Genomic DNA, 20,918 nt, shown 5'->3' with positions numbered 1-20,918 from the left:
TGAAGTGCTACATTGGTGAGACATTTAAACGATCCCATGGAGGCGGGAGCGAATGATCACCTACGACCGGCTCTTCATCGCCGGTTCCTGGACGGACCCGAGCGGCGCGGGGCTGAGGGAGATCCGCTCCCCGCACGACCAGACCGTGATCGGCCGCGCGGCGCAGGCGCTGCCGGCCGATGTGGACCGTGCGGTGGCAGCGGCGCGCGCGGCGTTCGAGGCAGGGGTGTGGCAGGGGGCGGCGCCTGCTGAACGAATCGCCGTACTGCGCGAGTTCAACGCCCTGCGCGAAGCGAGCGCGGAGCGGATCGCCGCGCTGATCTCGGCGGAGAACGGTTCCGCGACGTGGTTCACGCTGGCCGGTCAGCCGGGACTCACACGGCAGGCGAACGCGTACCTGAAGGCGGCGGAAAAGTTCGGATGGGAGGAGACACCGGAGCCCTCCGACCCGGCTTCGCCGGTGCGCAGCGTCGTGCGCCGGGAGGCGGTGGGCGTGGTGGCCGCGGTGATTCCGTGGAACTCACCCTTCTCCGCGGCGACGGCGAAGATCATTCCGGCCCTGTTGGCGGGAAACTCGGTGGTGCTGAAGGTCTCGCCGGAGAACTCGCTGAGCATGGGGCTGCTGGCGGAGCTGCTGGAGCAGGTCGGTCTGCCCGAGGGCGTGATCAGTGTCCTGCCGGCGGACAGGGAGACCAGTGAGTACCTGGTGTCGCACCCGGGAGTCGACAAGATCGCGTTCACCGGATCGACGCGGGCCGGACGCCGGATCGCCTCGATCGCGGGTGAACAGCTGAAGCGGGTCAGCCTGGAGCTGGGCGGCAAGTCGGCGGCGGTGATCCTTCCGGACGCCGACATGGCCGAGGCGGTGCAGGGGCTGAAGTTCAGCTCGCTGCTCAACAACGGCGAGTCCTGCATCGCCCAGACCCGCATCCTCGTGCCGCGCTCCCGTCAGGAGGAGGTCGTGGCCGCGCTGAAGGAGCTCGTGGAGTCCCTGAAGGTGGGTGACCCCGAGGAGCCGGACACCTTCATCGGCCCGATGATCCGCCGCGACCAGCAGCAGCGGGTGCGCGACTACATCGCACTGGGCATCGAGGAAGGTGCCCGTCTGGTGACCGGCGGTCCGCAGGTCCCCGAGGGCCTGGAGAGGGGCAACTACGTCACCCCGACCCTGTTCGCCGACGTCGACAACTCCATGCGGATCGCGCAGGAGGAGATCTTCGGCCCCGTCCTGGTCGTCATCGCCTACGACGACGAGGACGAGGCCGTACGCATCGCCAACGACTCCGAGTACGGCCTCTCCGGCGGAGTGTGGTCCTCCGACGAGGCCCGTGCGCTGGCTGTGGCGCGTCGGATCCGTACCGGGACCGTGACCGTCAACGGCGCTTCCGTCGGCTTCGACGGTCCGTTCGGAGGCTTCAAGGCCAGCGGCATCGGCCGCGAGTACGGGGCCGCCGGCCTCTCCCAGTACATCGAGTACAAGACCATCACCGTCTGAACGGCTCAGTGCGCCGCGAGCGCGCCTCGCCGAGCGGACTCCTCGGTTCCGTGCCAGTCCAGTATGAGGACGGTCGCGTCGTCCTTGAGATTGCCCCGGCAGGCATCCAGCACCGCTGTGGTCAGGGCCCGGACGGCCTCCCTGGGATGCGAGGCGCGGGTGTCGCCCACGAGAGAGGCCAGGTCAACAGCTGCGGCCCCTCGTTCCTGCATGCCGTCGGTGAGCAGGACGAGTCGGTCGCCGGGGTGCAGCTGAAGCGTCTGGAGCTGGTAGGAGGTCGGCGCTGCGACACCGAACGGCAGGTTGACGGCGAGCTGGACCTCCTCGGCCTCGGTGGCACCCTTCCGCAGGCGGAGGGGCCAGGGATGCCCCGCGTTGACCAGTTCGCAGGTGCCCGTCTCGAGTCGGACGCACAGCAGTTGTCCGGTCGCCAGCCCACGACGGTGGCTCAGCAGGGCCTCGTGGGCGCGATGGGCCTGGTGCAGCGCGTCGCAGCCTGTACGGCGCGCGCCGCGCAACGCGGCCGTGACCAGTGTGGCCAGCAGGGCGGAGTCGGTGTCGTGGCCCATGGCGTCGGTGATGGACAGGTGCAGCGTGTCCTGATCGAGGGTGTAGTCGTAGGTGTCGCCGCCGATGTCGTCGGCCGGGACAAGTCCTGCGGCGAGGGTGAACTGGGGAGCCTCGCAGCAGGAGGACGAGGGGAGCAGCTGATGCTGGATCTCGGCGGCCAGGCTGGTCCGGGTGGTGCGCCGGCCGGCGTGGTACAGGTCGGTGAAGCGGCGGTCCGTGACGATGATGTACGCCAGGGCGTGGGCCGCGTCGCTGATCTGTCCGAGCACGGCGTCGTCGGCGTACTGCAGTGTCACCTCCAGCACACCGATGCAGTCGCCCCGGTTGCTCACCGGAGAGATCACGCGCCGTCCGCCCTGGCCGTCCGGAGCCACGTGCTGACGCTGGCTGCGGAGGACGGTGTCGTAGATGCTGCCTTGCAGACCGATCCGCTCCGGAACATCCCCCATGTCACCCTCGACGGGCGCGGTCAGGCGTAGCAGCCGCTCACCCATGAGGTCGACGAACAGGAACGACACACTCTCCGCCCCGAAGCGCTTGCGCAGATCGTGCGCGACCACTCCGACGGACGCCCCGGGCGGCGCGGACTCCGCGGCGGCCAGAAGCTCGCCAAGTTCCAGATCTCTGCCATCCATGGCAACCTCCCATCGTCTGTCGCCCCTTGTTCCCCGGGATTCGCCAACCTCACCTGGTAGCCACGCGACAACCCGTGCCGCCCCCCCTGCGGCGCCTCGTCCGCCAGGACGACACAGGCGCTCAGGTGAACTCCCGGCCGTCGAGCTGCTCGCCGCGGGCCCTCTCCGCTCCGTCCACGCGGACGATCAGTGTCCTGTCGAATGTGTTCGGGTCGCCGGTGAGCAGATGCGCCGTGAAGCGTCCGGCGGGAAGCTTCAACCGCAGCACGGTGGGGGCGCCCTCCCGTACGTAGTCGCGGCGGCCGCCCAGGATCGAGCTGATGGTCACCTGTCCGATGACGGTGTCGTCGGAGACCACGACGCCGGGCCATGCGAGCCCCCGGGCATGGGAGGCCAGAAGGGATTCGATGACCGGGGCTTGCCCCTCGGACGTGTAGAAATCCGCAGGCCTCGCGGGCAGCCGGCGCGCGTACGCCTGCCGGTTCCGGGCGAGCAGCCCCGCGAGCACGGCGCCGTCGGAGGGCTCGATCAAGCGGATCAGCGTGGAGCTCGCGGGTGTTCTGCTGCCCTCAGCTGTGGAAGTCGACCGGTTGCGCGGTAGCCATACGGGGGCGCGCCCGATCATCGGTTCCAGAGTACGGCCTCGCCGTCCGCCGTCGGTGGGCATCACCGCGCGCGGCAGCCATGCTGTGTTTCCCTCGTATGGCTCCGGCAGCCCGGGCCGACCGCTTGATCGCGCCGGGGCGGGGTAGCGAAATGGCATGGCCACTGACAACACATCCACCGACCCGAGCGGTTACGTGCAGCCCGAGGTCGACGTCCGGGCACTGACCGAGGTGCTCGACGGCGAGTACGCCGACATCCGCGACCTCGTCCGGACCAACCTGGTGACGTACGCCTCCGTCCTCGAGGAGGCCGAGGAGCTCGGCTTTGACGCGTTTCGCGAGCGGGTGCGTGAGCTCGTGGTCGAGATGGCTGCGACGGGCCAGACGGGCATGGGCTTCCCGAGCAAGTACGGCGGGGGCGGCGACATCGGGGCCTCGATCGCCGCGTTCGAGACGCTTGCCTTCGGTGACCTGTCGGTGCTGGTGAAGGTCGGCGTGCAGTTCGGGCTCTTCGGCGGCGCGATCCTGCAGCTGGGCACCGAACGCCACCACGACGCCTATCTCCCGGACCTCATCACCGGGCAGCTGATGGGTTGCTTCGCGATGACCGAGACCGGGCACCGCTCCAACGTCCAGGCGCTCGGCACCCGCGCGAGGTACGACGCCGCCGGCCAGGAGTTCGTCATCACCACCGACGGCGACCGGGCCCGCAAGGACTACATCGGTAACGCGGCGCGCCACGCCGAGCTCGCGGTCGTCTTCGCCCAGCTGGAGGTCGGCGGGGAATCCCAGGGGGTGCACGCGTTCGTCGTGCCGATCCGGGCCGGCGGCGAAGTGGCACCCGGCGTCCGGGTCGAGGACGACGGCCGCAAGATGGGCCTCAACGGCGTGGACAACGGACGCATCTGGTTCGACGGCGTACGGGTGCCGCGTGAGGCGCTGCTCAACCGGTTCGCCGACGTCACCGCCGAAGGTGTCTACGAGAGCCCGATCGAGAACCCCGACCGCCGCTTCTTCACCATGCTCGGCACGCTGGTGCAGGGCCGGGTCTGTGTAGGCGGCGCCGGGGTCAACGCGGCCAAGGTCGCCCTCGCGATCGCCACGAAGTACGCCGTGCGACGCCGGCAGTTCGAAGCGGCCTCGGACACGGAGGAGCAACTGCTCCTCGACTACGGTCTGCATCAGCGTCGTCTGCTGCCGCTCATCGCGCGTACGTACGCGTTGCACTTCGCGCAGGACGTCGTGCGCACGCAGCTGCACGAAGTCTTCTCCGGCATCGAGGACGACGCGCAGGCGCGGCGCAGGCTGGAGGCGCGGGCCGCCGGAACCAAGGCGCTGGGCACCTGGCACGCCACCCGGGTCGTCCAGGAGTGCCGCGAAGCATGCGGCGGTGCCGGCTATCTCGCCGTCAACCGGTTCGCCGCCCTCAAGGCCGACAGCGACATCTTCACCACCTTCGAGGGCGACAACCACGTCCTGCTGCAGCTCGTGGCCAAGGGCCTCCTCACCCATTACGCGGCCGAGTTCGAGGACCTGGACCAGCTCGGCATGGTCCGCTACGTCACCGGCCTCGCCGTCGAGACGGTCATCGAGAAGACATCGGCCCACAAGCTGCTGGAGCGGGTCCGTGACCTGCTGCCCGGCGGCGACGAGTGGGACCAGGAAGCCGGCCTGCTCGACTCGGAGTACCAGCTCGCCATGCTCCGCTACCGCGAGGAGCACATGCTCGCCGGCGTGGCCCGCCGGCTCAAGCGCGGGGTCGACCAGAAGCGCGATCCCGGCGTCGTCTTCTCACAGGTGCAGGACCACGTCATCGCGGTCGCCCACGCGCACGTCGAGCGCCTGGTGCTGGAGGCGTTCGTCGACAGGGTGCGCACGCTGCCCGAGGGCGGCAACAAGGTCGCGCTGGGCCTGCTGTGCGACCTGTTCGCCCTGTCCACCATCGAGGCGGACCGGGCCTGGTTCATGGAGCACGGCCGGCTGACCGTCCAGCGCTCCAAGGCGATCAGCCGTGAGGTGAACGACCTCTGCCGCAAGGTCCGCCCTCTCGCGGTCGGCTTCGTCGACGCCTGGGGCATCCCGCCGGAGATGCTGCGCGCGCCGGACCTGGTGGGCTGACCCGCACGATAATCGGCTGCGGGCGGTCCGTGGGCGCTCCCATACTGAGCGGGCTCACTCTCCCACGTCCCGAAGGAAAACCTCCGCGTGCAGGCTGCCGTCACGGTCACCCCCGCCCAGATCCCCGACCTGCTGCTCGGGCTCGCCACCGTGCGGCCCGTGTTCCTCTGGGGAGCGCCGGGTATCGGCAAGTCGTCGCTCGTACGCGGCTTCGCCGAGTCGCTGGGACTGGAGTGCGTCAGCCTCCTCGGGACGCAGCTCGCACCCGAGGACCTGATCGGCGTGCCGCAGATCCGCGACGGCCGGTCCGTGTTCTGCCCGCCGGAGAGCATCGCGCGCGACGAACCGTACTGCCTCTTCCTCGACGAGCTGAACGCCGCCACCCCCGATGTCCAGAAGGCGTTCTACTCGCTGATCCTGGACCGGCGGATCGGCTCGTACGAGCTCCCCGCCGGCTCGATCGTCATCGGGGCCGGCAACCGCGCCACGGACAACGCGCTGGCCCGACCGATCGCGTCCGCCCTGGTCAACCGCCTCACCCACGTCCACCTGCGGGCCACGGCCGCGGACTGGCTGGTGTGGGCGGGGGAGAACGGCATCCACCCCTGGGTGACGGACTACGTCACCGACCGCCCCGACCACCTGTGGTCGCAGCCGCCCAAGACCGAGGAACCCTTCTCCACTCCCCGTTCCTGGCACATGCTGTCCGACGCCCTGCACTCCTTCGGCCCGGGCATCGGCGAGGACACGCTGAAGGTGATCGTGCACGGCACGCTGACGCCCGCACACGCCGTCTCCTTCTGCGGCTACGCGAAGATCGTGCGCCACACCTTCGGCATCGAGGCGATCCTCAAGGGCGATGCCTCATGGCCGGCCCGGATCGAGGACCGCGACCTCCTCTACTACCTGGCCGAGGCGTTCCGCGGACGGCTGGTGAAGGAACTCCCGCGGCAGAGGGAGCACGTCTCCGAGTCGATGCGGCAGACCTCCTACCAGGCCAAGTCGCTGCTCGTGCGGCTCGCCGAGATCTCCGTCGAGGTCGCACAGACCGTCATCGCGGACGACGCCGACGGACAGCCGGTGCTGCCCGCCTGGTTCCTCGTCGAGGCGGCACGCGACATGCCCCGGCTGGTCGAGGCACGGCGATGAACGCCCCGGCGGGCGGGAGCAAGGGCCGGAACGGGAAGAAAAGCAAGGGCGACAAGCCCGACCCGGCCGCCGAGGCGTTCGCGGCGGGCCTCCTGCTCCTCAACCGGAACCCGGCCTTCCGTGCGGTCGGTTTCTCCGTCTGCCGGAAGGCCACGTGCGAACGGACACCGGCCGGGGGACTGGCCGCCGTCACCTCCGGCGGCGTCGTCCACGCACATCCCACGAAACGGGCGGAGCCGGCCGAATGGGCCTGGGTCCTCGCCCACTGCGCGCTGCATCTGGGCTTCGGCCATGTGCCCGCCTCCAAGGACGATCCGCGCGTGCAGCCCGACCGGTACGAGCTCGCGGCCCGCTGCACGGTCGTCAACCGCTTCCTGCTCACCTCCCCCGTGGGCCGCCCTCCCGACCACCTGCCGGCGGCCTACCCTGGCGGCGACGAGGAACAGCTCGCCGCCCGCTGGCGACGCGACGGCATCCCCGCCGCCTACGAGGAGTGCGGCACAGCGGGCGGGCACCCCGACCAGGTCCTCACGACCTGGAACGCGTGGAACACCGCGGTCCCCGACTGGGAGACCGCGTTCGCCCGCGCGCTCACCCGCAGCGTCTCCACCGCCATGGACGCGGCGGGCGGCCGTCCCGACCGGGAGACCGGAGCGCGCGCACCGCGGCAGCCCTGGGACCGGGCCCTGAACTGGTTCGTGTCCTCGTATCCGCTGCTCGGCGGGCTCGCCGCCGGACTCTCCGTCGTGGCCGACGCCGAACTCGCCCGTACGCAGGGCATCGCGATCGCCGCGGTGAGCTCAACAGCCGGCGAGATCTACGTCAACCCGCTGCGGAAGCTCACCGACGAGGAATGGCGCTTCGTCCTCGCCCACGAGATGCTGCACGCCGCCCTGCGCCACGGGGAACGCCGCGGTGGCCGCGACCCGTTCCTCTTCAACGTCGCGGCCGACTACGTCGTCAACGACTGGCTCGTCCAGATGCGCGTGGGCGAGATGCCCGAAGGGCTGCTGTACGACCCCGAGCTGCGAGGCCTGTCGGCGGAAGAGGTGTACGACCGGATCGCGGGCGACCTGCGCCGCCGGCGCCGGCTAGCGACCCTGCGGGGGAAGGGGGTCGGCGACATCCTCGGCGAGCCGCTGCCGCACGCCGACGCCCGCCCCTACACCGACCTGGACGACTTCTACCGGCGGGGCCTCGTCCAGGGCTTCGACCTGCACCAGTACGGCGAGCGAGGCCTGTTGCCCGCCGGACTGATCCAGGAGATCCGGGCGCTGGCCCACCCGCCCGTGCCGTGGGACGCGCAACTCGCCCGCTGGTTCGACGAGTACGTACCCCGGCCGGAGCCCGTACGCTCCTACGCCCGCCCTGCCCGGCGGCAGGCGTCGACCCCGGACATCCCGCGCGCCGGCCGGTACTTCCCTCCCGAGGAGACGGCCCGCTGCACGTTCGGAGTGGTACTCGACACCTCCGGCTCGATGAACAGCACACTGCTCGGCAAGGCGCTGGGGGCGATCGCCTCTTACGCGGAGGCACGCGACGTGCCGGCGGCGCGTGTGGTGTTCTGCGACGCGGCGCCGTACGACGCGGGGTACCTGCCCCCGGCCGAGATCGCGGGCCGGGTGCGGGTACGCGGCCGCGGCGGCACAGAACTGCAGCCGGGCATCGACCTGTTGCGGAGGGCGGACGACTTCCCGCCGACTGCCCCGGTACTCGTCATCACCGACGGATGGTGCGACATCCTGCGGATCCGGCGCGATCACGCCTTTCTCATCCCGCAGGGTGCCACCCTGCCGTTCACTCCGCGCGGCCCGGTGTTCCGGTTGGGCTGAGGGGCCGGTCACGGGGTTCACGTGGAGCCCGACCGGGCAGGGGAAAGCGGCATCGACATCCGCCTGGTCCTCTAAAGGATGAACCACGGGCTGATCCCCGTATGCCGTGATCAACGACTCTTCACGCTGCTGCTGTGCACAAGACGAGCAACGATCAGGACAGGCGCCGCCGGCCCGGGGTCACCAGGGTGGGGAAGCAACGGCAAGGCCAGGCCGCACCCACGGACCCGGTGGGTCCCGTCGCGGGCGTGCCCCGCCGGGCAGCGCTGCGCGAGCAGGCGCGGTACTGGTTCGACAACACGCTGGCAGGCGGTGCCGCGGCCCTCATCGGCTGGCTCGCCGTCGCGTGCCTGGTCATCGTCGTCCCGGCCAGCGCGATCCTGGTATGGACGGACGACCAGGCGCCCGCCGACCGGTGGGCGAAGGCCGCAGCGGTGTGGCGGAGCGTCGGACAGACCCTCCGGTTGGGCGGAGAGCCCGGATCACCCCTGCGCGTCGTCCTGTCGGTCTTCCTCGCCCTGGTCGCTCTCTTCTACGTGTCCACCCTCGTCAGCCTGATCACCGCCGCGATCACCGAGAAGCTCCTCGACCTCCGGCGAGGCCACTCCACCGTCCTGGAGGACGGCCACACCGTCCTGCTCGGCTGGTCCGACCAGATCATCACGGTCGTGGCCGAGATCGTGGAAGCCAACGCCAACCAGGGGCGGAGAGCCATCGCCGTCCTGGCCGACCGGGACAAGACGGACATGGAGGAGGAGTTGCGTACTGAAGTGGGTGACACAGGGAGCACCCGGATCATCTGCCGCAACGGGCGCCCGACGGACCCGGCCGCGCTCGAACGGGTCAGCCCGGCCACGGCGGACGTCGTCCTGGTGCTACCGCGCGACGAACCCGACGAGGACGCCGAGATCGTCAAGAACCTGCTGTCCCTCCGGGCGGCGATCGACGACGACTGCCGCGCCCGGATCCTGGCAGTGGTCCGGGACGGCCGCTACCGGCTGGCTGCCACTCTCGCCGCCGGCCCGGGCGCGGTCGTCCTGGAGATCGACGACATCACCGCACGGCTCGTGGCGCAGTGCGCTCGGCAGCCCGGACTGTCGACCGTGTACCAGGAGTTGCTCGACTTCGCCGGCGACGAGTTCTACGTGGTCGAGGCGCCGGCGCAGGCCGGCCGCACCTATGCCGAAGCCCTGACGGCCCATCTGACATCGACGGTGGTCGGCATCGTGAGAGCGGACGGGAAGCTGTGGCTCAACCCGCCACCGGACTCGCTCGTTCGTACGGGCGACCGGCTCGTCGTGATCGCGGAGGACGACGACACCACGATGGAGGCCCCTGAGCCCACGGCCGTCGACGTGTCGGTGATCGTGTCCCGGCCACCGGCGGCGACGCGGTCCGAAAAGCTGCTCCTGCTGGGGTGGAACCGCCGCGCGCGCCGCATCGTCCGCCACTTGTCCGACCACGTCGGCCCCGGCTCGATCCTCCACGTGGTGGCGGACGGCGGGGAGCTCACCGCCGAGGACGTGCGCGCCGCGGAGGCGGAGGTCGCCACCCGCCTCACGGTCGTCCTGCGCCCCGGAGACCCCACCCTGCCCGAGACGGTGAACGGTCTGGACCTCGCCACGTACGACGGCGTCATCGTCCTCGGCCCCGACCGTGGGACCTGTGGCGGTGCGCCGGACGACCGCACGCTGGTCACCCTGCTGCTCCTGCGCGATCTGGAACGCACATCGGGGAGCTCGGTGACCGTGGTCACCGAGATGACCGACGACCGCAACAGGGCCATCGCGCCGGTCGGCCCCGGAGCCGACTTCGTCGTCAGCGGGAAACTGGTCGGCCTTCTGATCTCTCAGATCTCGCAGAGCTGGCATCTCGCGGACCTGTTCGAGGAGCTCCTCGCTCCCGGCGGCAACACGATCCAACTCAAGCCGGCCGGCCACTATGTGAGGGCGGGGTGCCGCGCCTCCTTCGCCACCGTCGTCGAGTCGGCTTCACGCCGGGGGGAGAGCGCCGTCGGATACCGGTGCCGTGACCGCGCGACGACGGGGCCCGGCTACGGGGTGCGGGTCAACCCGTGCAAGACCGACGTCCGGCGCTGGAGCGAGAACGACGATGTCATCGTGATCACCCGGGACTGACCTGGTCACTCCTCCGCGTCGCGGACCAGAAGGGCGATCTGCACCCGGTTCTCGGCCGCCAGCTTGGCGAACAGGGCGCCTGTGTGTGCCTTGACGGTCCCGACGGTGATGTTCAGCCTTCGCGCGATCTCAGGGTTGCCCAGTCCGTCGGCGATGGCCCGTGCGGTCTGGAGTTCCCGTTCGGTCAGTGTGGACAGCTGCCTACGCGCGGCTTCGCGGGACGAGTCGCGGGCGTGGGAGGACTGCGGGCCGGTGGCCGCGGCGATCACCCGTGCCGTGGCCGCGGGAGACAGCGCGGGGTTGCCGTCCGCGACGGCCCGTACGGCGTCGAGGATCTGCGGCGGTGGGGTGTCCTTGAGGACGAACCCCAGTGCTCCGGCGCGCAGTGCGCCGAGGACCAGATCGTCGGAGTCGAACGTGGTCAGCATGAGCACCCGGGGCGGCACCGGCCGGGTGAGGAGCTCCCGGGCCGCGCTGAGACCGTCACGGCCGGGCATCCGTACGTCCATCAGCACGACGTCCGGCCGTTGTTCGTCCACCACGGTGATCGCGGCGTTCCCGTCGGCGGCCTCCGCGACGACGGTCAGGTCGGGTTCACCGTCGATGACGAGCCGCAGCGCCATCCGTACGAGCTGTTCGTCGTCGACGACGGCGACACGCACCGGCTCCCGCTCGCTGTCCACTCATGTTCTCTTTTCGTGGGTGGGGTTCGGCCAGGGTAGTCGCGCCGTGAGGACATATCCGTTGCCGGGGGCGGGGTGATGGTCGAGCTCTCCGCCGGCGAGGCCGACCCGTTCGGCGAGGCCGAGCAGTCCGAACCCCGATGCCGGCGGTTGCACGGGCTTCGTGGTCGCCGGGGAATTGTGGACGCTGACATCGAGCCCGCTGTCCGCCGTTCCCGCGAGAACGATGTGGATGTGTGCGCCCGGCGCGTGTTTGGCGGCGTTGGTGAGCCCTTCCTGGACGACCCGGTAGCAGGTCCGTCCGACGACGTCGGGCGGTGTTCCCGTCACGGTGCTGGTGAGCGTGACGTCCAGTCCCGATGCGCGGGCATCGGTGACGAGGTCGGGGATCCGGTCGAAGGAGGGCTGCGGTGGTTCCGGTCGGCCCGGGTCGGCCCGCAGCACACCGAGGACATCCCGTAGTTCCTCCAGCGCGCTGTGGGAGGCCTCGGCGATGCCGCGGACCAGCACGCGGCTGTCCTCGGCCCCGAGGTCGCCGCGGTGATCCAGCACTCCGGCCTGCATGGCGACCAGGGAGATCCGGTGTGCCAGCACGTCGTGCATCTCGCGGGCGATCCGGTTGCGTTCCAGGGCCCGTACCTGCGCCGCTCGTGCGCTCTGTTCCCGTTCCGCGCTCTCCGCCCGGTCCCGCAAGGACCGCACCTCGACACGCCGCGCGCCGACGGCCATGCCCATGGCCACCGCGATGCCCGCGGTCAGCGCCGGGAACGCGACCTGGAGCCAGAACGAGCCGGGCGGGCTCTGGACCGGGTAGAACCCGACGGCGAACTGCGACGCGATCACGTAGGCCGGCACCACGGCCCCGATCTCCACCGGACGTCGACGGGTGGAGACCGAGCCCAGAGCCACGAGCGCGGCGCCGGCCGCCAGTGCCGACGCGGCCGAGGCGATCACGACCGCCAAGGCGACGGCGAGCGGGAACCGCCGCCGCCACAGAAGCGCGGCCAGACAGCCGAGAGCTACCAGCGGATCACCGATGACGAACCAGGCGCCGGTGCCGGCACCCTGCCAGTGCAGCAGCACACCGGTGTAGAGCCAGGCCGGAATGCCCGCGGCCGCGGCCGCTGCCAGCCGCCAGGTCTGCTGCCACCATTCGAGCTGTGGCGCGCCGTCCGTGTTCACCTGGTCATTATCGCCAGGCGGTGCGGCCGGCGAGTCAGACCTGGGGCTGACACCGCCTTGGACCTGAGTCGAATCACTGCCTCGCCCGCGGGCCAAGACCTTGCGGACCGCCGGGCTGATGTGCGGGGCGGTCCGCACGGACAGACTCGAATTCCTGGCCGTGGACAGCGCCCGTCGCAGGGCCTCGTCCGCGCGGCCGAGCCGGACGGGTGGAGGGAGTGGGAGGCATGTTCAAGGAGTGGCGGCGTCACAGGGCCGCGCAGCGGGTCGAGCCGGGGGACGGGCGGACGCTGAAGCGTTTCCGTTGGTGGCAGTTGCTCTTCCGCGCGCTGTTCTACCTTCGGCTGCCGCGGGACGACGGCCGACAGGCGGTGTACGCCGTCGACGTCAGGCATGGGCAGAACCAGTCGTCCGGTGCGGTCAAGGCCCACCTGTACCTCGACGGCAGGCAGCACGCCCGGTCCGGACTCCCTGCCTTCTTCCCCGTCCAGGGCGGCACCGTCGAAGTGAGGATGAGCGCCTTCGGGATCAAGCGCTGCCACTACGTCACAGCCGAGGGCGCCGAGTACCAACTCACCCCGGACCCGCACTCCGCCGAAGGACGGCGCGCACACTTCGACAGGGCGCACCCCGCACTGAGCCGCTGTGCCGGTGTCATCTCGGCGGTCGTGCTCGTCTTCTCGCTGGCTCTCCTCGTCTCGCAGCTCATCGGACCGGTCACCCAGGTGGAACCCGTCGCCGAACGCATCGGGACCTTCACCTCGCCCATCGACCTGCCGGGATGGCTCGACATCGCCTTCGGTATAGGCGCCGCGGTGGCCAGCACGGAGCGGGCGTTGCGGCTGCGCTACAGCCGACTGCTCGACGGCGGGGCCGGCTGAGCGTCCGGAGCCTCCGGGATGCCGCCGAGCCCCGCACCGCACGTGGCCGCCGGCTCGCATCGGAGGAACATCATGACGACCGCTGACGGAACCGTCGGGCCGACCGGCCGCCAGGCCTTCCCGGGGGCGGTGGACAGCTCTTCGGCGCCCGGCCAACATGTCAGCGATGAACAACGAACCTCTCGCCATCCCCAGACGCGTCCGCTTCGTCGAGCTGAGTGCGAAGGCGCTGCGGGCGCTTGCCGACGGTGACCTTGCCGGCGGCAGCGCCGAGGCCGGCGTGGCCCTGGACCAGCACTTCGTCGGCGACCGGGCTCGCTGGATCTTCCGCCATCGCGCCGGCCAGCTCGCCGAGGACCCCTCTGCCGCGCCCTGGATCACGCGGGCAGCGGTGGCCGAGCCGGACGGGGTGGTCGTCGGCGACGCCGGGTTCCACGGGCCGCCGGACGCGGACGGCATGGTCGAGGTCGGCTTCACCGTCGTGCCCGGATATCGCCACCAAGGCTATGCCCGCGCCATGCTGAGGGCGCTGCTTGTCAGGGCTGCCGCCGAACCCGAGGTCAGGACCGTGCGGGCCAGGGTCGGAGCCGACAACAAGGCCTCGCTGGCAACCATCGCGGGTTTCGGTTTCACCCGCGTCGGCGAGGAGGGGAACGAGAGCGACGGGCCCGCGATCGTCTTCGAGATCCCGGCAGATGCCATTCGGGCCGAGTAACTCACGTCCTCGGCGGACATGCTGATCGTCGCTGTCACGACGTCGGAGGAGGGCGCGCCGGTGCGGATCCGCTGGGTCGCCCTGTGGATGGCACTGGGGGAAGGGATCTTGTCCCGCGGAAGGCTCGGTGATTGGCTCGTCCGCGCCCCTGGAATCACCCTGCGCGGAAGGTTGCCCTGCGATGACGATGCCCTTGCCGATCGGCCTCGCCCAGACGGCCGCGCGGCATCACGCCGCCGACGATCCGGACGGGTTCGCCGCGGAGGTGCGCGGCGTCACCGAGGCGCATCCCGACATCCGGCTGCTCGCCTACCCGGAACTCCACCTGTGCGGTCACAGGCCCGGTGAGGAGCCCGAGACGGTCATGAGCGCGGCGGCCGAGCCGCTGGACGGGCCCCGCGGTACGCGGCTGGCGGCCCTCGCGCGCGAACTGGGCATCTGGCTCGTGCCAGGCAGTGTCTACGAGCAGGGCGCGGACGGCCGGATCTACAACACGGCTCCCGTCTACTCACCCGCGGGCGAACGGGTCGCGGCGTACCGCAAGATCTTTCCCTGGCGGCCCTACGAGACCACTGCGTCCGGCAGCACCTTCGTCGTCTTCGACATGGAGGGCTACGGGCGCGTGGGCCTGACGATCTGCTACGACGCATGGTTCCCCGAGACGACGCGCCACCTCGCGTGGCAGGGCGCCGATCTCGTACTGAACCTGGTGCGCACGCCCACCGTCGACCGCGCCCAGGAAGTCGTGCTCGCGCAGGCCAACGCCATCGTGAACCAGCTGTTCATGGCCAGCCTCAACGCGGCGGCGCCGGACGGCGTCGGGCGAAGCGTCGTCGTGGGCCCGGAGGGGGAGATGCGCGCCGAGGCGGGCCCCGGCCCGGAGGAGGTCCTGACGGACGTGCTCGACCTCGCCGAGGCCCGCCGGGTGCGCACGCGGGGGACGGCAGGCCTCACCCGGGTGTGGGACCCGTTCGCGGATGATCAGCCGCCCATCGAACTCCCCCTGTACGCAGGCCGGATCGACCCCGAGCGGTGGCGCGGTGGGCCCTGTCCGTGAGGCGCCGCTCTCGCGGGTGACCGCCCGACCGGGTGGCCGTCGTCCGCCGGCACCACCACCGGCCCCTCCTCGGGAGAGGGGCCGGGCGCCAGGCATGACGCCGCGGCGGCCAGCGTCAGGGCATCGCCATCGCCCGGGCCACGGTCTGCGACCCACGCGTCCTGCTGGCCGAACTGAAGGAGGAGCGGGGGCTGACGATGGTGATGGTCTCCCACGACCTGTCGGTCGTGGCCTTTTTGCGAGCGCACCGCTGTGCTGGAGCGCGGCCGGCTCGTCGAGCAGGGAGCCACCTCCCAGGTGCTCGGTGAACCCGCGCACTCCTACACCCGCCGGCTGATCGAGAGCGTGCCGCGGCTGCCCGGCTGACCCCGGGCCGCCGCACCCGTGACGAGCGAGGCGGCCCGGAGGACGGGTCAGTAGATGTTGGCCTCCACTGCCGGGCCGTCCCCGCGCGTGCTGTTGATCTGGGCCCGCAGCGAGATCTCGTCGTAGACGCGGACCTCCTTGACGATCCGGCCCTCCTGGATCAGGAACTGGGACACCCCGAGCACGGTCACCGGCTTGTCGGTCAGCTGCCCGAAGACCGGCGTGCCCCGGTAGGTGCCGTGCATGGTCCAGGTGACGGCCACCCGCAGGCCGGCGTACCGCGGGGCGTAGTTGGTCTGCACGTCCCGCACCGCGAACCTCGCGTCGGGGAAGGGCCCGACCATGGCCAGCAGATCGCTCTGGTAGCGCTCGGGGCGGATGACCGTCCGGTCGCCGATCGTGTGCAGGAAGAGGTCACGCACCATGAAGTCGTTGACCCTGTGCAGCCGTCGCCGCGTCCACACGTCCTCGATGAACTCCAGCACCATCTCGCACTCGGGCCGGAACTCGTCGGGGCGCGGACCGCTGACGCCTGCCAGCAGAACGTCCTTCGGCGGTTCCTCGGTCATCGACCCGCTGTAGCCCTGGAACCGCAGGGCGCGGGCCGCTTCGTCCGGGTCGCCGCCGCGCTGCAGGCAGTCCGCCAGCTCGTCGCGGACCACCCACTCCTCGACCATCCGGCCCCGGCGGTAGAGGCAGTTGGCGACGGTGCGCTTACGGATGCGGATGTTGCGGCCGTCCACCAGGTGTTCGTCGGCGGAGAAGACGAGGTGCGAGCTGAGGAAGGCGTCATCTCCACGGGCTTCCCACACCACGTCCTCGGCCTGGCCGATGTGACCGGGCGTGCTGCCCATGCGCATGGTGCTGCCTTCGATCACCCCGTCGCGGCCCACCACGGTGCCCAGGCTGGTGTGGACGATCGAGTCCGGCTCGTAGTTCTCGACGATGTGGTCGATGTCGCGGTCCACCCAGATGCGGTCGGTGACCTCACGGATGAAGTCGTCCGGGTCCTTGTAGGGAAGGTAGGCGGCGGGGTCCAGCGGCATGAGTCTCACCTTTCGAAACGTTCTGTGTATGCGTATGTACAGAGGAGTGAATGCGGCCCGCCGTGCCAGGGGCGGCAGTGGGGCCGGTACTGCGGTCCGGGTTCCCGGTCACTTGGCGAACTTGTCCGCACCCAGGTGGCTCCGGTACGTCTCCGTCATGAAGGCGCTCACGACGACGAGGGCCATGACCGCGGCCGCCGCGAGGTAGACCCACACGGCGTAGATCGTGTCGAAGCTGCTGACGAGCAGCGTCGCCACGAACGGGGTGATCCCCATGAAGATGGAGAACGAACTGTTGTAGGCGATGGCGCTCGCGCTGAACCGGGTGCGGGTGGCGAAGAGTTCCGCGGTGCAGACCGTGACGATGCCGGTCAGGAAGAACTCGGGGATGATGTAGATCAGCTGGCTCGCGACCGCCGTCCCGAAGGTCCCGCCCTCGCCGACCCGGAAGGCCAGCGGCACCAGGACGATGCAGGCGACGGCGCCGACGACCAGCATGGGTTTACGCCCGATCCGGTCCGAGAGGATGCCCGCCAGGGGTAGCAGCGGGATGAGTACGGCGACCGAGATCGCGTTGGACGTCAGTGCCATCCAGCGGGGCAGGCCCAGTGTGCCGGTCAGGTACTCGGGATAGAACGTGACCCAGCTGTAGGACAGGATCGCGAGCATGACGGAGACGCCGCAGAGCACGAGTATCGGACGCCACTGCGTGCGCAGGGCTTCCCGGATCGGCGACGTGACGACCTCCTTGCCGCCGTCCGTGGCCCGGACGAACTCGGGTGATTCCGAGATGTGCCTCCGGAGCCAGATCCCGACCGCGCTCAGCGGGAGTGCGAGCAGGAACGGGATGCGCCAGCCCCACGAGTCCAGCGCGGGTCCTTCGAACACCCAGCTGGTGAGCGCGGCGGTGCCGGCGCCGGCGAGGATTCCGACGAAACAGCTGTTGGAGGCGTACGAGGCGTAGTAGCCCCGCCGGTTGGGCTCCGCCCACTCCACGATGAAGGCCACGGCCCCTACGTACTCCCCGCCCGAGACCATGCCCTGGACGACACGCAGCAGCAGGAGGAGCAGGGGCGCGAGGATCCCTATCTGGTGATAGGTCGGCAGGGCGCCGATCAGGGCGGTGGTCACGCCCATGAACGCGATGGTCCACAGCAGGGTCTTCTTGCGGCCCACCCGGTCGCCCCAGCGGCCGACGAGCGTCCCGCCCAGGGGACGGAACAGGCATGCGATGGCGATGATCGCGTACGTGCTCAGCACCGCCACCGTCGGATCGCTCTCCGGGAAGAAGGCGGGGGCCAGGACCGGCGCCATGTAGCCGTACAGGCCGTAGTCGAATTGTTCGACGAAGTTTCCGATGCTTCCCGCGCCGATGGCTCGGCGTATCGCCCTCCGCTTCTCCGTGTCGACCCCTGGGGTGCCGGTGGAGGTGGTGGGCGGCGCTACAGCGGACATGACTTCTCCGATCGCGCATTGACCTGGTTGTGCATACGTATGAATGTCTGCCGAACACTAAGTAGCTCGACGGGGGGCGTCAAGAGGTCTCGCGTCCCCCGCGTCACGCGGGCCCGCCGAGCCGGTCGGCGGGCCCGGGGAGGGACCGGAAGGTGTCCATCAGGACCTGGGCCATGTTGTAGAGCACCAATTGCGCCCCTGCCCGCTCGGCAGCCCTGGCGCCCTCGGCACCCGTGACGATCGTCATGACCGCCCGGCCCGCTTCGCGGGTGGCACGATGGGCCGTGGCGACCAGACCGTCGACCACGTCCTGTCCGGGGAAGGAGCAGTCCGCCGCGAGGTCGGCCGGGCCCACCAGGACCGCGTCCACACCCCGCGTGCCGGCGATGTCCCCGGCGACGGCACAGGCCCGCTCCGTCTCGACCATCGCTACCACCAGGGTGTCCCGCGAGGTGGCCAGATGGTCGGCCGCCGAGACCGTCCCGAAGCGGCCCGCCCTGCTGTACGTAGCGAATCCCCGGGTCCCCAGCGGCGGATAGTGGGCCGAGGCCACCGCCCGTCGCGCGTCCTGCGCGGAGTCGACATGTGGATGGATGAGTCCCGCGGCGCCCAGGTCCAGGCACCGCAGGGCGAGAGCGGGTTCGGCCGTGCCCACCCGGACGAGGACGTCGATGCCCTGCGCCGCCGCGGCCGTCAGGTGGTGCTGGAGCAGGGCCGTGTCGGCCGGCCCGTGCTCGCAGTCGATCACCACGTAGTCGAGGCCGGCGATCCCCGCCATCTCCACCAGGGTCTCCGAGGGCAGCCGCAGCAGTGCGCCGTACAGCCGTTCACCGGCCGCGAGCCGCGCCTTGAGGGAACGGCGGCCCGCACGCGACGCCGTCACCGCGCCACCATCCCCGCGGAGAGGTCGATGTCCGCACCGCACAGGCCAGGCATCCGCAGCATCGCACTCACCGCGGCGCCGACCTCCTCCTCGCTCACCATCCGCCCGAGGGCCGAGCGCGATACGAACGTCTCCTCGGCCTCGGCGTAGCTGCTGCCGGTGCGCTCCGCCTCCAGGCGGAAGTTCCGCTCCATCCGGGGACCCGAGACGGGCCCGGGGGACAGGGAGTTCACCGTGACCCCGAGCGGGCCCACCTCGCCTGCCAGGGTCGCGGTCAGGCCGATGACCGCCATCTTCGACGCGCAGTAGGGCGTGCGCCGGAGCAGGGGCCGCTTCCCCGAGACCGAGGCGATGTTCACGACGTCCCCGGTGCCCCGCGCCGTCATGGCGGGAAGAAAGGCCCGGCACATCAGGAACACCCCGCGCACGTTCACGTCGAAGACCTCGTCCCAGTCCTGAACCTCGATCTCGGTCAGGGGAGCCACAGGTCCCGCGATCCCGGCGTTGTTGACGAGAACCGAGATCTCCTCGTCCGCGAGGCTCTCCGCGAGCCTCGCGACGTCATCCGGCCTGGACACGTCGCAGACCGCGTGGACGACGTCCGGGCCCAGACGCGAGGCCGTCTCCTTCAGGGTGAGTTCACTGCGGCCGGTGATCACCACGCGGGCGCCGTCGGACACCAGGGAGCGCGCGATGGCCGCCCCGAGTCCGCTGCCGCCTCCGCTCACGAGGGCGGTGCGCCCGGTCAGAGGCTGTGCGTCGTCACTCATGCGCCCGCCTCGTCGTTCCACGGCAGGGTGCCGTTGCCGTACTTGGCGGCCCGCACGTCACCGGAGCGGGCGTGTCCCTCGAACAGCTCGACGCGCGCGGCCCGCCCGCACACCTCGCCGAGCAGCGCCGACGAGGAGGTATCCGTGACCTCCTGGTAGGTCACCGTCTTCAGGTACTTCCCCACCCACAGGCCTCCGGTGTACCGCGCGGCCCCCCGGGTGGGCAGTACGTGGTTGGTGCCGATGACCTTGTCCCCGTAGGAGACACAGGTTCCTTCTCCGAGGAAGAGGGCGCCGTAGTCGGTCATCCGGTCCAGCGCCTGACGCGGGTTCTCGGTCAGGACCTCCACGTGCTCACTGGCGTAGGAGTCCGCGATCCGGAAGGCATCGTCCAGGGAGTCGGCCACGACGATCTCGCCGTGGTCGCGCCAGGCAGGCCCGGCGAAGTCCTTCGTCGGCATGCCGGGCAGCAGCCGTTCGATGTGGCGCTCGACCTGCCGGCCCAGGTCCTCGGACGTGGTGACGAGCACGGCGGGGGAGTCCGGGCCGTGCTCGGCCTGCGAGAGGAGGTCGACGGCCACCACGAACGGGTCGGCGTGCTCGTCGGCGATCACCAGGATCTCCGTCGGGCCCGCGAAGAGGTCGATGCCGACCTCGCCGAACAGCTGGCGCTTGGCCTCGGCCACGTACGCGTTGCCCGGGCCCGCGATCAGCGGCACCCGGCCGACCGTCTCGGTGCCGACGGCGAGCGCCGCCACCGCCTGGACCCCGCCCAGCAGATAGATCTCGTCAGCACCCGCCAGGTGCATCGCCGCGACCGTCGCGGCGGGGATCTCGCCCCGGATCGGCGGGGTGCAGGCGGCGACCCTCTCCACACCGGCCACCTTCGCGGTGACGATCGTCATGTGCGCCGACGCGGTCAAGGGGTAACGCCCACCGGGTACGTAGGCACCGGCTCCGGCCACGGGAACGTGCCGGTGCCCGAGGTGGACCCCGGGCAGGGTCTCGATCTCGACGTCGTGCAGCGAATCGCGCTGGGCCTGGGCGAAGGTGCGCACCTGCCTCTGCACGAAGCGGATGTCGTCGAGGACCGTCTCCGGCACGCCGGCGATGATCTTGTCGATCCTCTCCGGGCTCAGGCGGAAGGACTCCGGGCTCCAGTTGTCGAACTTCTCGGAGTACTGGCGGACCGCGTCGTCACCCCGTTCGCGGATGTCGTCGAGGATGGCGCTGACGCGCTCGGCGACATCCGCGCGGGCGGCGCGCACCTGACCTGCGGGCACGGGGGACTTGAGGAAACGAGGCATGACGGCCTTCTTCAGGGTGAGTGTGGGATTT

Annotated in this window: 18 protein-coding genes; 9 read left to right on the top strand and 9 right to left on the bottom strand. The window is 70.6% G+C overall.

Going from position 1 to position 20,918, the window contains the following annotated elements; all coding sequences use genetic code 11:
• The first annotated feature begins 52 nt into the window (after positions 1-52).
• Positions 53-1,495, top strand: coding sequence for an aldehyde dehydrogenase (locus ACIQM3_RS10540; protein ID WP_401621686.1), 1,443 nt, complete (start codon positions 53-55; stop codon positions 1,493-1,495).
• 5 nt (positions 1,496-1,500) lie between these two features.
• Here ACIQM3_RS10540 and ACIQM3_RS10535 read toward each other — a convergent pair whose 3' ends face one another.
• A complete protein-coding gene (locus ACIQM3_RS10535; RefSeq protein ID WP_401621684.1) occupies positions 1,501-2,700 on the bottom strand; it encodes a PP2C family protein-serine/threonine phosphatase in 1,200 nt (399 codons plus the stop codon).
• 121 nt (positions 2,701-2,821) lie between these two features.
• A complete protein-coding gene (locus ACIQM3_RS10530; RefSeq protein ID WP_401621681.1) occupies positions 2,822-3,232 on the bottom strand; it encodes a hypothetical protein in 411 nt (136 codons plus the stop codon).
• 229 nt (positions 3,233-3,461) lie between these two features.
• Between ACIQM3_RS10530 and ACIQM3_RS10525 the strand changes: the two genes are divergently transcribed.
• The 4 genes from ACIQM3_RS10525 (at position 3,462) to ACIQM3_RS10510 (ending at position 10,542) form a co-directional block, all read left to right on the top strand.
• Positions 3,462-5,423, top strand: coding sequence for an acyl-CoA dehydrogenase (locus ACIQM3_RS10525; RefSeq protein WP_401621678.1), 1,962 nt, complete (start codon positions 3,462-3,464; stop codon positions 5,421-5,423).
• 87 nt (positions 5,424-5,510) lie between these two features.
• The gene (locus ACIQM3_RS10520) at positions 5,511-6,572 is read left to right on the top strand and encodes an ATP-binding protein (protein ID WP_401621675.1); all 1,062 of its coding nucleotides are present in this window, start codon (positions 5,511-5,513) and stop codon (positions 6,570-6,572) included.
• Positions 6,569-8,404 (top strand): hypothetical protein, encoded by a 1,836-nt coding sequence (locus tag ACIQM3_RS10515; protein WP_401621672.1) that lies wholly within the window; start codon positions 6,569-6,571, stop codon positions 8,402-8,404. Before ACIQM3_RS10520 ends, ACIQM3_RS10515 begins: the two co-directional genes overlap by 4 nt.
• A gap of 134 nt (positions 8,405-8,538) precedes the next feature.
• Positions 8,539-10,542 (top strand): NAD-binding lipoprotein, encoded by a 2,004-nt coding sequence (locus tag ACIQM3_RS10510; RefSeq protein WP_401621669.1) that lies wholly within the window; start codon positions 8,539-8,541, stop codon positions 10,540-10,542.
• Between the two features lie 5 nt (positions 10,543-10,547).
• On the opposite strand, the gene ACIQM3_RS10505 is transcribed toward ACIQM3_RS10510, so the two are convergent.
• Positions 10,548-11,225 carry a response regulator gene (locus tag ACIQM3_RS10505; protein WP_401621666.1) on the bottom strand — a complete coding sequence of 226 codons (678 nt, stop codon included), beginning with the start codon at positions 11,223-11,225 and terminating at the stop codon, positions 10,548-10,550.
• Entirely contained in the window at positions 11,226-12,407 is a 1,182-nt protein-coding gene (locus tag ACIQM3_RS10500) for a sensor histidine kinase (RefSeq protein ID WP_401621663.1), read from the bottom strand. It lies immediately after the preceding gene.
• 227 nt (positions 12,408-12,634) lie between these two features.
• On the opposite strand from ACIQM3_RS10500, the gene ACIQM3_RS10495 reads away from it, so the two are divergent.
• From ACIQM3_RS10495 to ACIQM3_RS10480, 4 genes are all read left to right on the top strand, one after another.
• Complete coding sequence (locus ACIQM3_RS10495; protein WP_401621660.1) at positions 12,635-13,288, top strand: hypothetical protein; 654 nt, start codon at positions 12,635-12,637, stop codon at positions 13,286-13,288.
• 166 nt (positions 13,289-13,454) lie between these two features.
• A complete protein-coding gene (locus ACIQM3_RS10490; RefSeq protein WP_401621657.1) occupies positions 13,455-14,003 on the top strand; it encodes a GNAT family N-acetyltransferase in 549 nt (182 codons plus the stop codon).
• A gap of 181 nt (positions 14,004-14,184) precedes the next feature.
• The gene (locus ACIQM3_RS10485; protein ID WP_401621654.1) at positions 14,185-15,060 is read left to right on the top strand and encodes a carbon-nitrogen hydrolase family protein; all 876 of its coding nucleotides are present in this window, start codon (positions 14,185-14,187) and stop codon (positions 15,058-15,060) included.
• A gap of 252 nt (positions 15,061-15,312) precedes the next feature.
• Positions 15,313-15,426 carry a hypothetical protein gene (locus tag ACIQM3_RS10480; RefSeq protein ID WP_401621651.1) on the top strand — a complete coding sequence of 38 codons (114 nt, stop codon included), beginning with the start codon at positions 15,313-15,315 and terminating at the stop codon, positions 15,424-15,426.
• Positions 15,427-15,473: 47 nt separating this feature from the next.
• Here the strand turns inward: ACIQM3_RS10480 and ACIQM3_RS10475 are convergent, their stop codons facing one another.
• The 5 genes from ACIQM3_RS10475 to hisD all read right to left on the bottom strand — a co-directional run bounded on the left by ACIQM3_RS10475 (position 15,474) and on the right by hisD (position 20,887).
• Positions 15,474-16,472 (bottom strand): ester cyclase, encoded by a 999-nt coding sequence (locus ACIQM3_RS10475; RefSeq protein WP_401621648.1) that lies wholly within the window; start codon positions 16,470-16,472, stop codon positions 15,474-15,476.
• A gap of 108 nt (positions 16,473-16,580) precedes the next feature.
• Positions 16,581-17,927: an MFS transporter gene (locus ACIQM3_RS10470; protein ID WP_401621646.1), complete on the bottom strand. Its 1,347-nt coding sequence runs from the start codon at positions 17,925-17,927 to the stop codon at positions 16,581-16,583.
• Positions 17,928-18,030: 103 nt separating this feature from the next.
• Positions 18,031-18,810 carry an HpcH/HpaI aldolase/citrate lyase family protein gene (locus tag ACIQM3_RS10465; RefSeq protein WP_401621643.1) on the bottom strand — a complete coding sequence of 260 codons (780 nt, stop codon included), beginning with the start codon at positions 18,808-18,810 and terminating at the stop codon, positions 18,031-18,033.
• Entirely contained in the window at positions 18,807-19,580 is a 774-nt protein-coding gene (locus ACIQM3_RS10460; RefSeq protein ID WP_401621640.1) for an SDR family NAD(P)-dependent oxidoreductase, read from the bottom strand. Before ACIQM3_RS10460 ends, ACIQM3_RS10465 begins: the two co-directional genes overlap by 4 nt.
• Positions 19,577-20,887: a histidinol dehydrogenase gene (gene hisD / locus ACIQM3_RS10455; protein ID WP_401621637.1), complete on the bottom strand. Its 1,311-nt coding sequence runs from the start codon at positions 20,885-20,887 to the stop codon at positions 19,577-19,579. Before hisD ends, ACIQM3_RS10460 begins: the two co-directional genes overlap by 4 nt.
• Between the last annotated feature and the right edge of the window lie 31 nt (positions 20,888-20,918).

It is taken from the genome of Streptomyces sp. NPDC091271 (genome assembly GCF_044757505.1).
In the GTDB taxonomy this organism is placed as follows: Bacteria; Actinomycetota; Actinomycetes; order Streptomycetales; family Streptomycetaceae; genus Streptomyces.
Note: the sequence above shows the minus strand (reverse complement) of the source record. Positions and strands in the feature narration are given on the sequence as shown.

Coding starts and splice junctions, on each gene's coding strand:
- ACIQM3_RS10495 (WP_401621660.1), top strand. CDS start 12,635: ATGTTCAAGGAGTGGCGGCGTCACAGGGCCGCGCAGCGGGTCGAGCCG.
- ACIQM3_RS10540 (WP_401621686.1), top strand. CDS start 53: ATGATCACCTACGACCGGCTCTTCATCGCCGGTTCCTGGACGGACCCG.
- ACIQM3_RS10490 (WP_401621657.1), top strand. CDS start 13,455: ATGAACAACGAACCTCTCGCCATCCCCAGACGCGTCCGCTTCGTCGAG.
- ACIQM3_RS10470 (WP_401621646.1), bottom strand. CDS start 17,927: ATGTCCGCTGTAGCGCCGCCCACCACCTCCACCGGCACCCCAGGGGTC.
- ACIQM3_RS10535 (WP_401621684.1), bottom strand. CDS start 2,700: ATGGATGGCAGAGATCTGGAACTTGGCGAGCTTCTGGCCGCCGCGGAG.
- ACIQM3_RS10525 (WP_401621678.1), top strand. CDS start 3,462: ATGGCCACTGACAACACATCCACCGACCCGAGCGGTTACGTGCAGCCC.
- hisD (WP_401621637.1), bottom strand. CDS start 20,887: ATGCCTCGTTTCCTCAAGTCCCCCGTGCCCGCAGGTCAGGTGCGCGCC.
- ACIQM3_RS10485 (WP_401621654.1), top strand. CDS start 14,185: ATGACGATGCCCTTGCCGATCGGCCTCGCCCAGACGGCCGCGCGGCAT.
- ACIQM3_RS10515 (WP_401621672.1), top strand. CDS start 6,569: ATGAACGCCCCGGCGGGCGGGAGCAAGGGCCGGAACGGGAAGAAAAGC.
- ACIQM3_RS10475 (WP_401621648.1), bottom strand. CDS start 16,472: ATGCCGCTGGACCCCGCCGCCTACCTTCCCTACAAGGACCCGGACGAC.
- ACIQM3_RS10460 (WP_401621640.1), bottom strand. CDS start 19,580: ATGAGTGACGACGCACAGCCTCTGACCGGGCGCACCGCCCTCGTGAGC.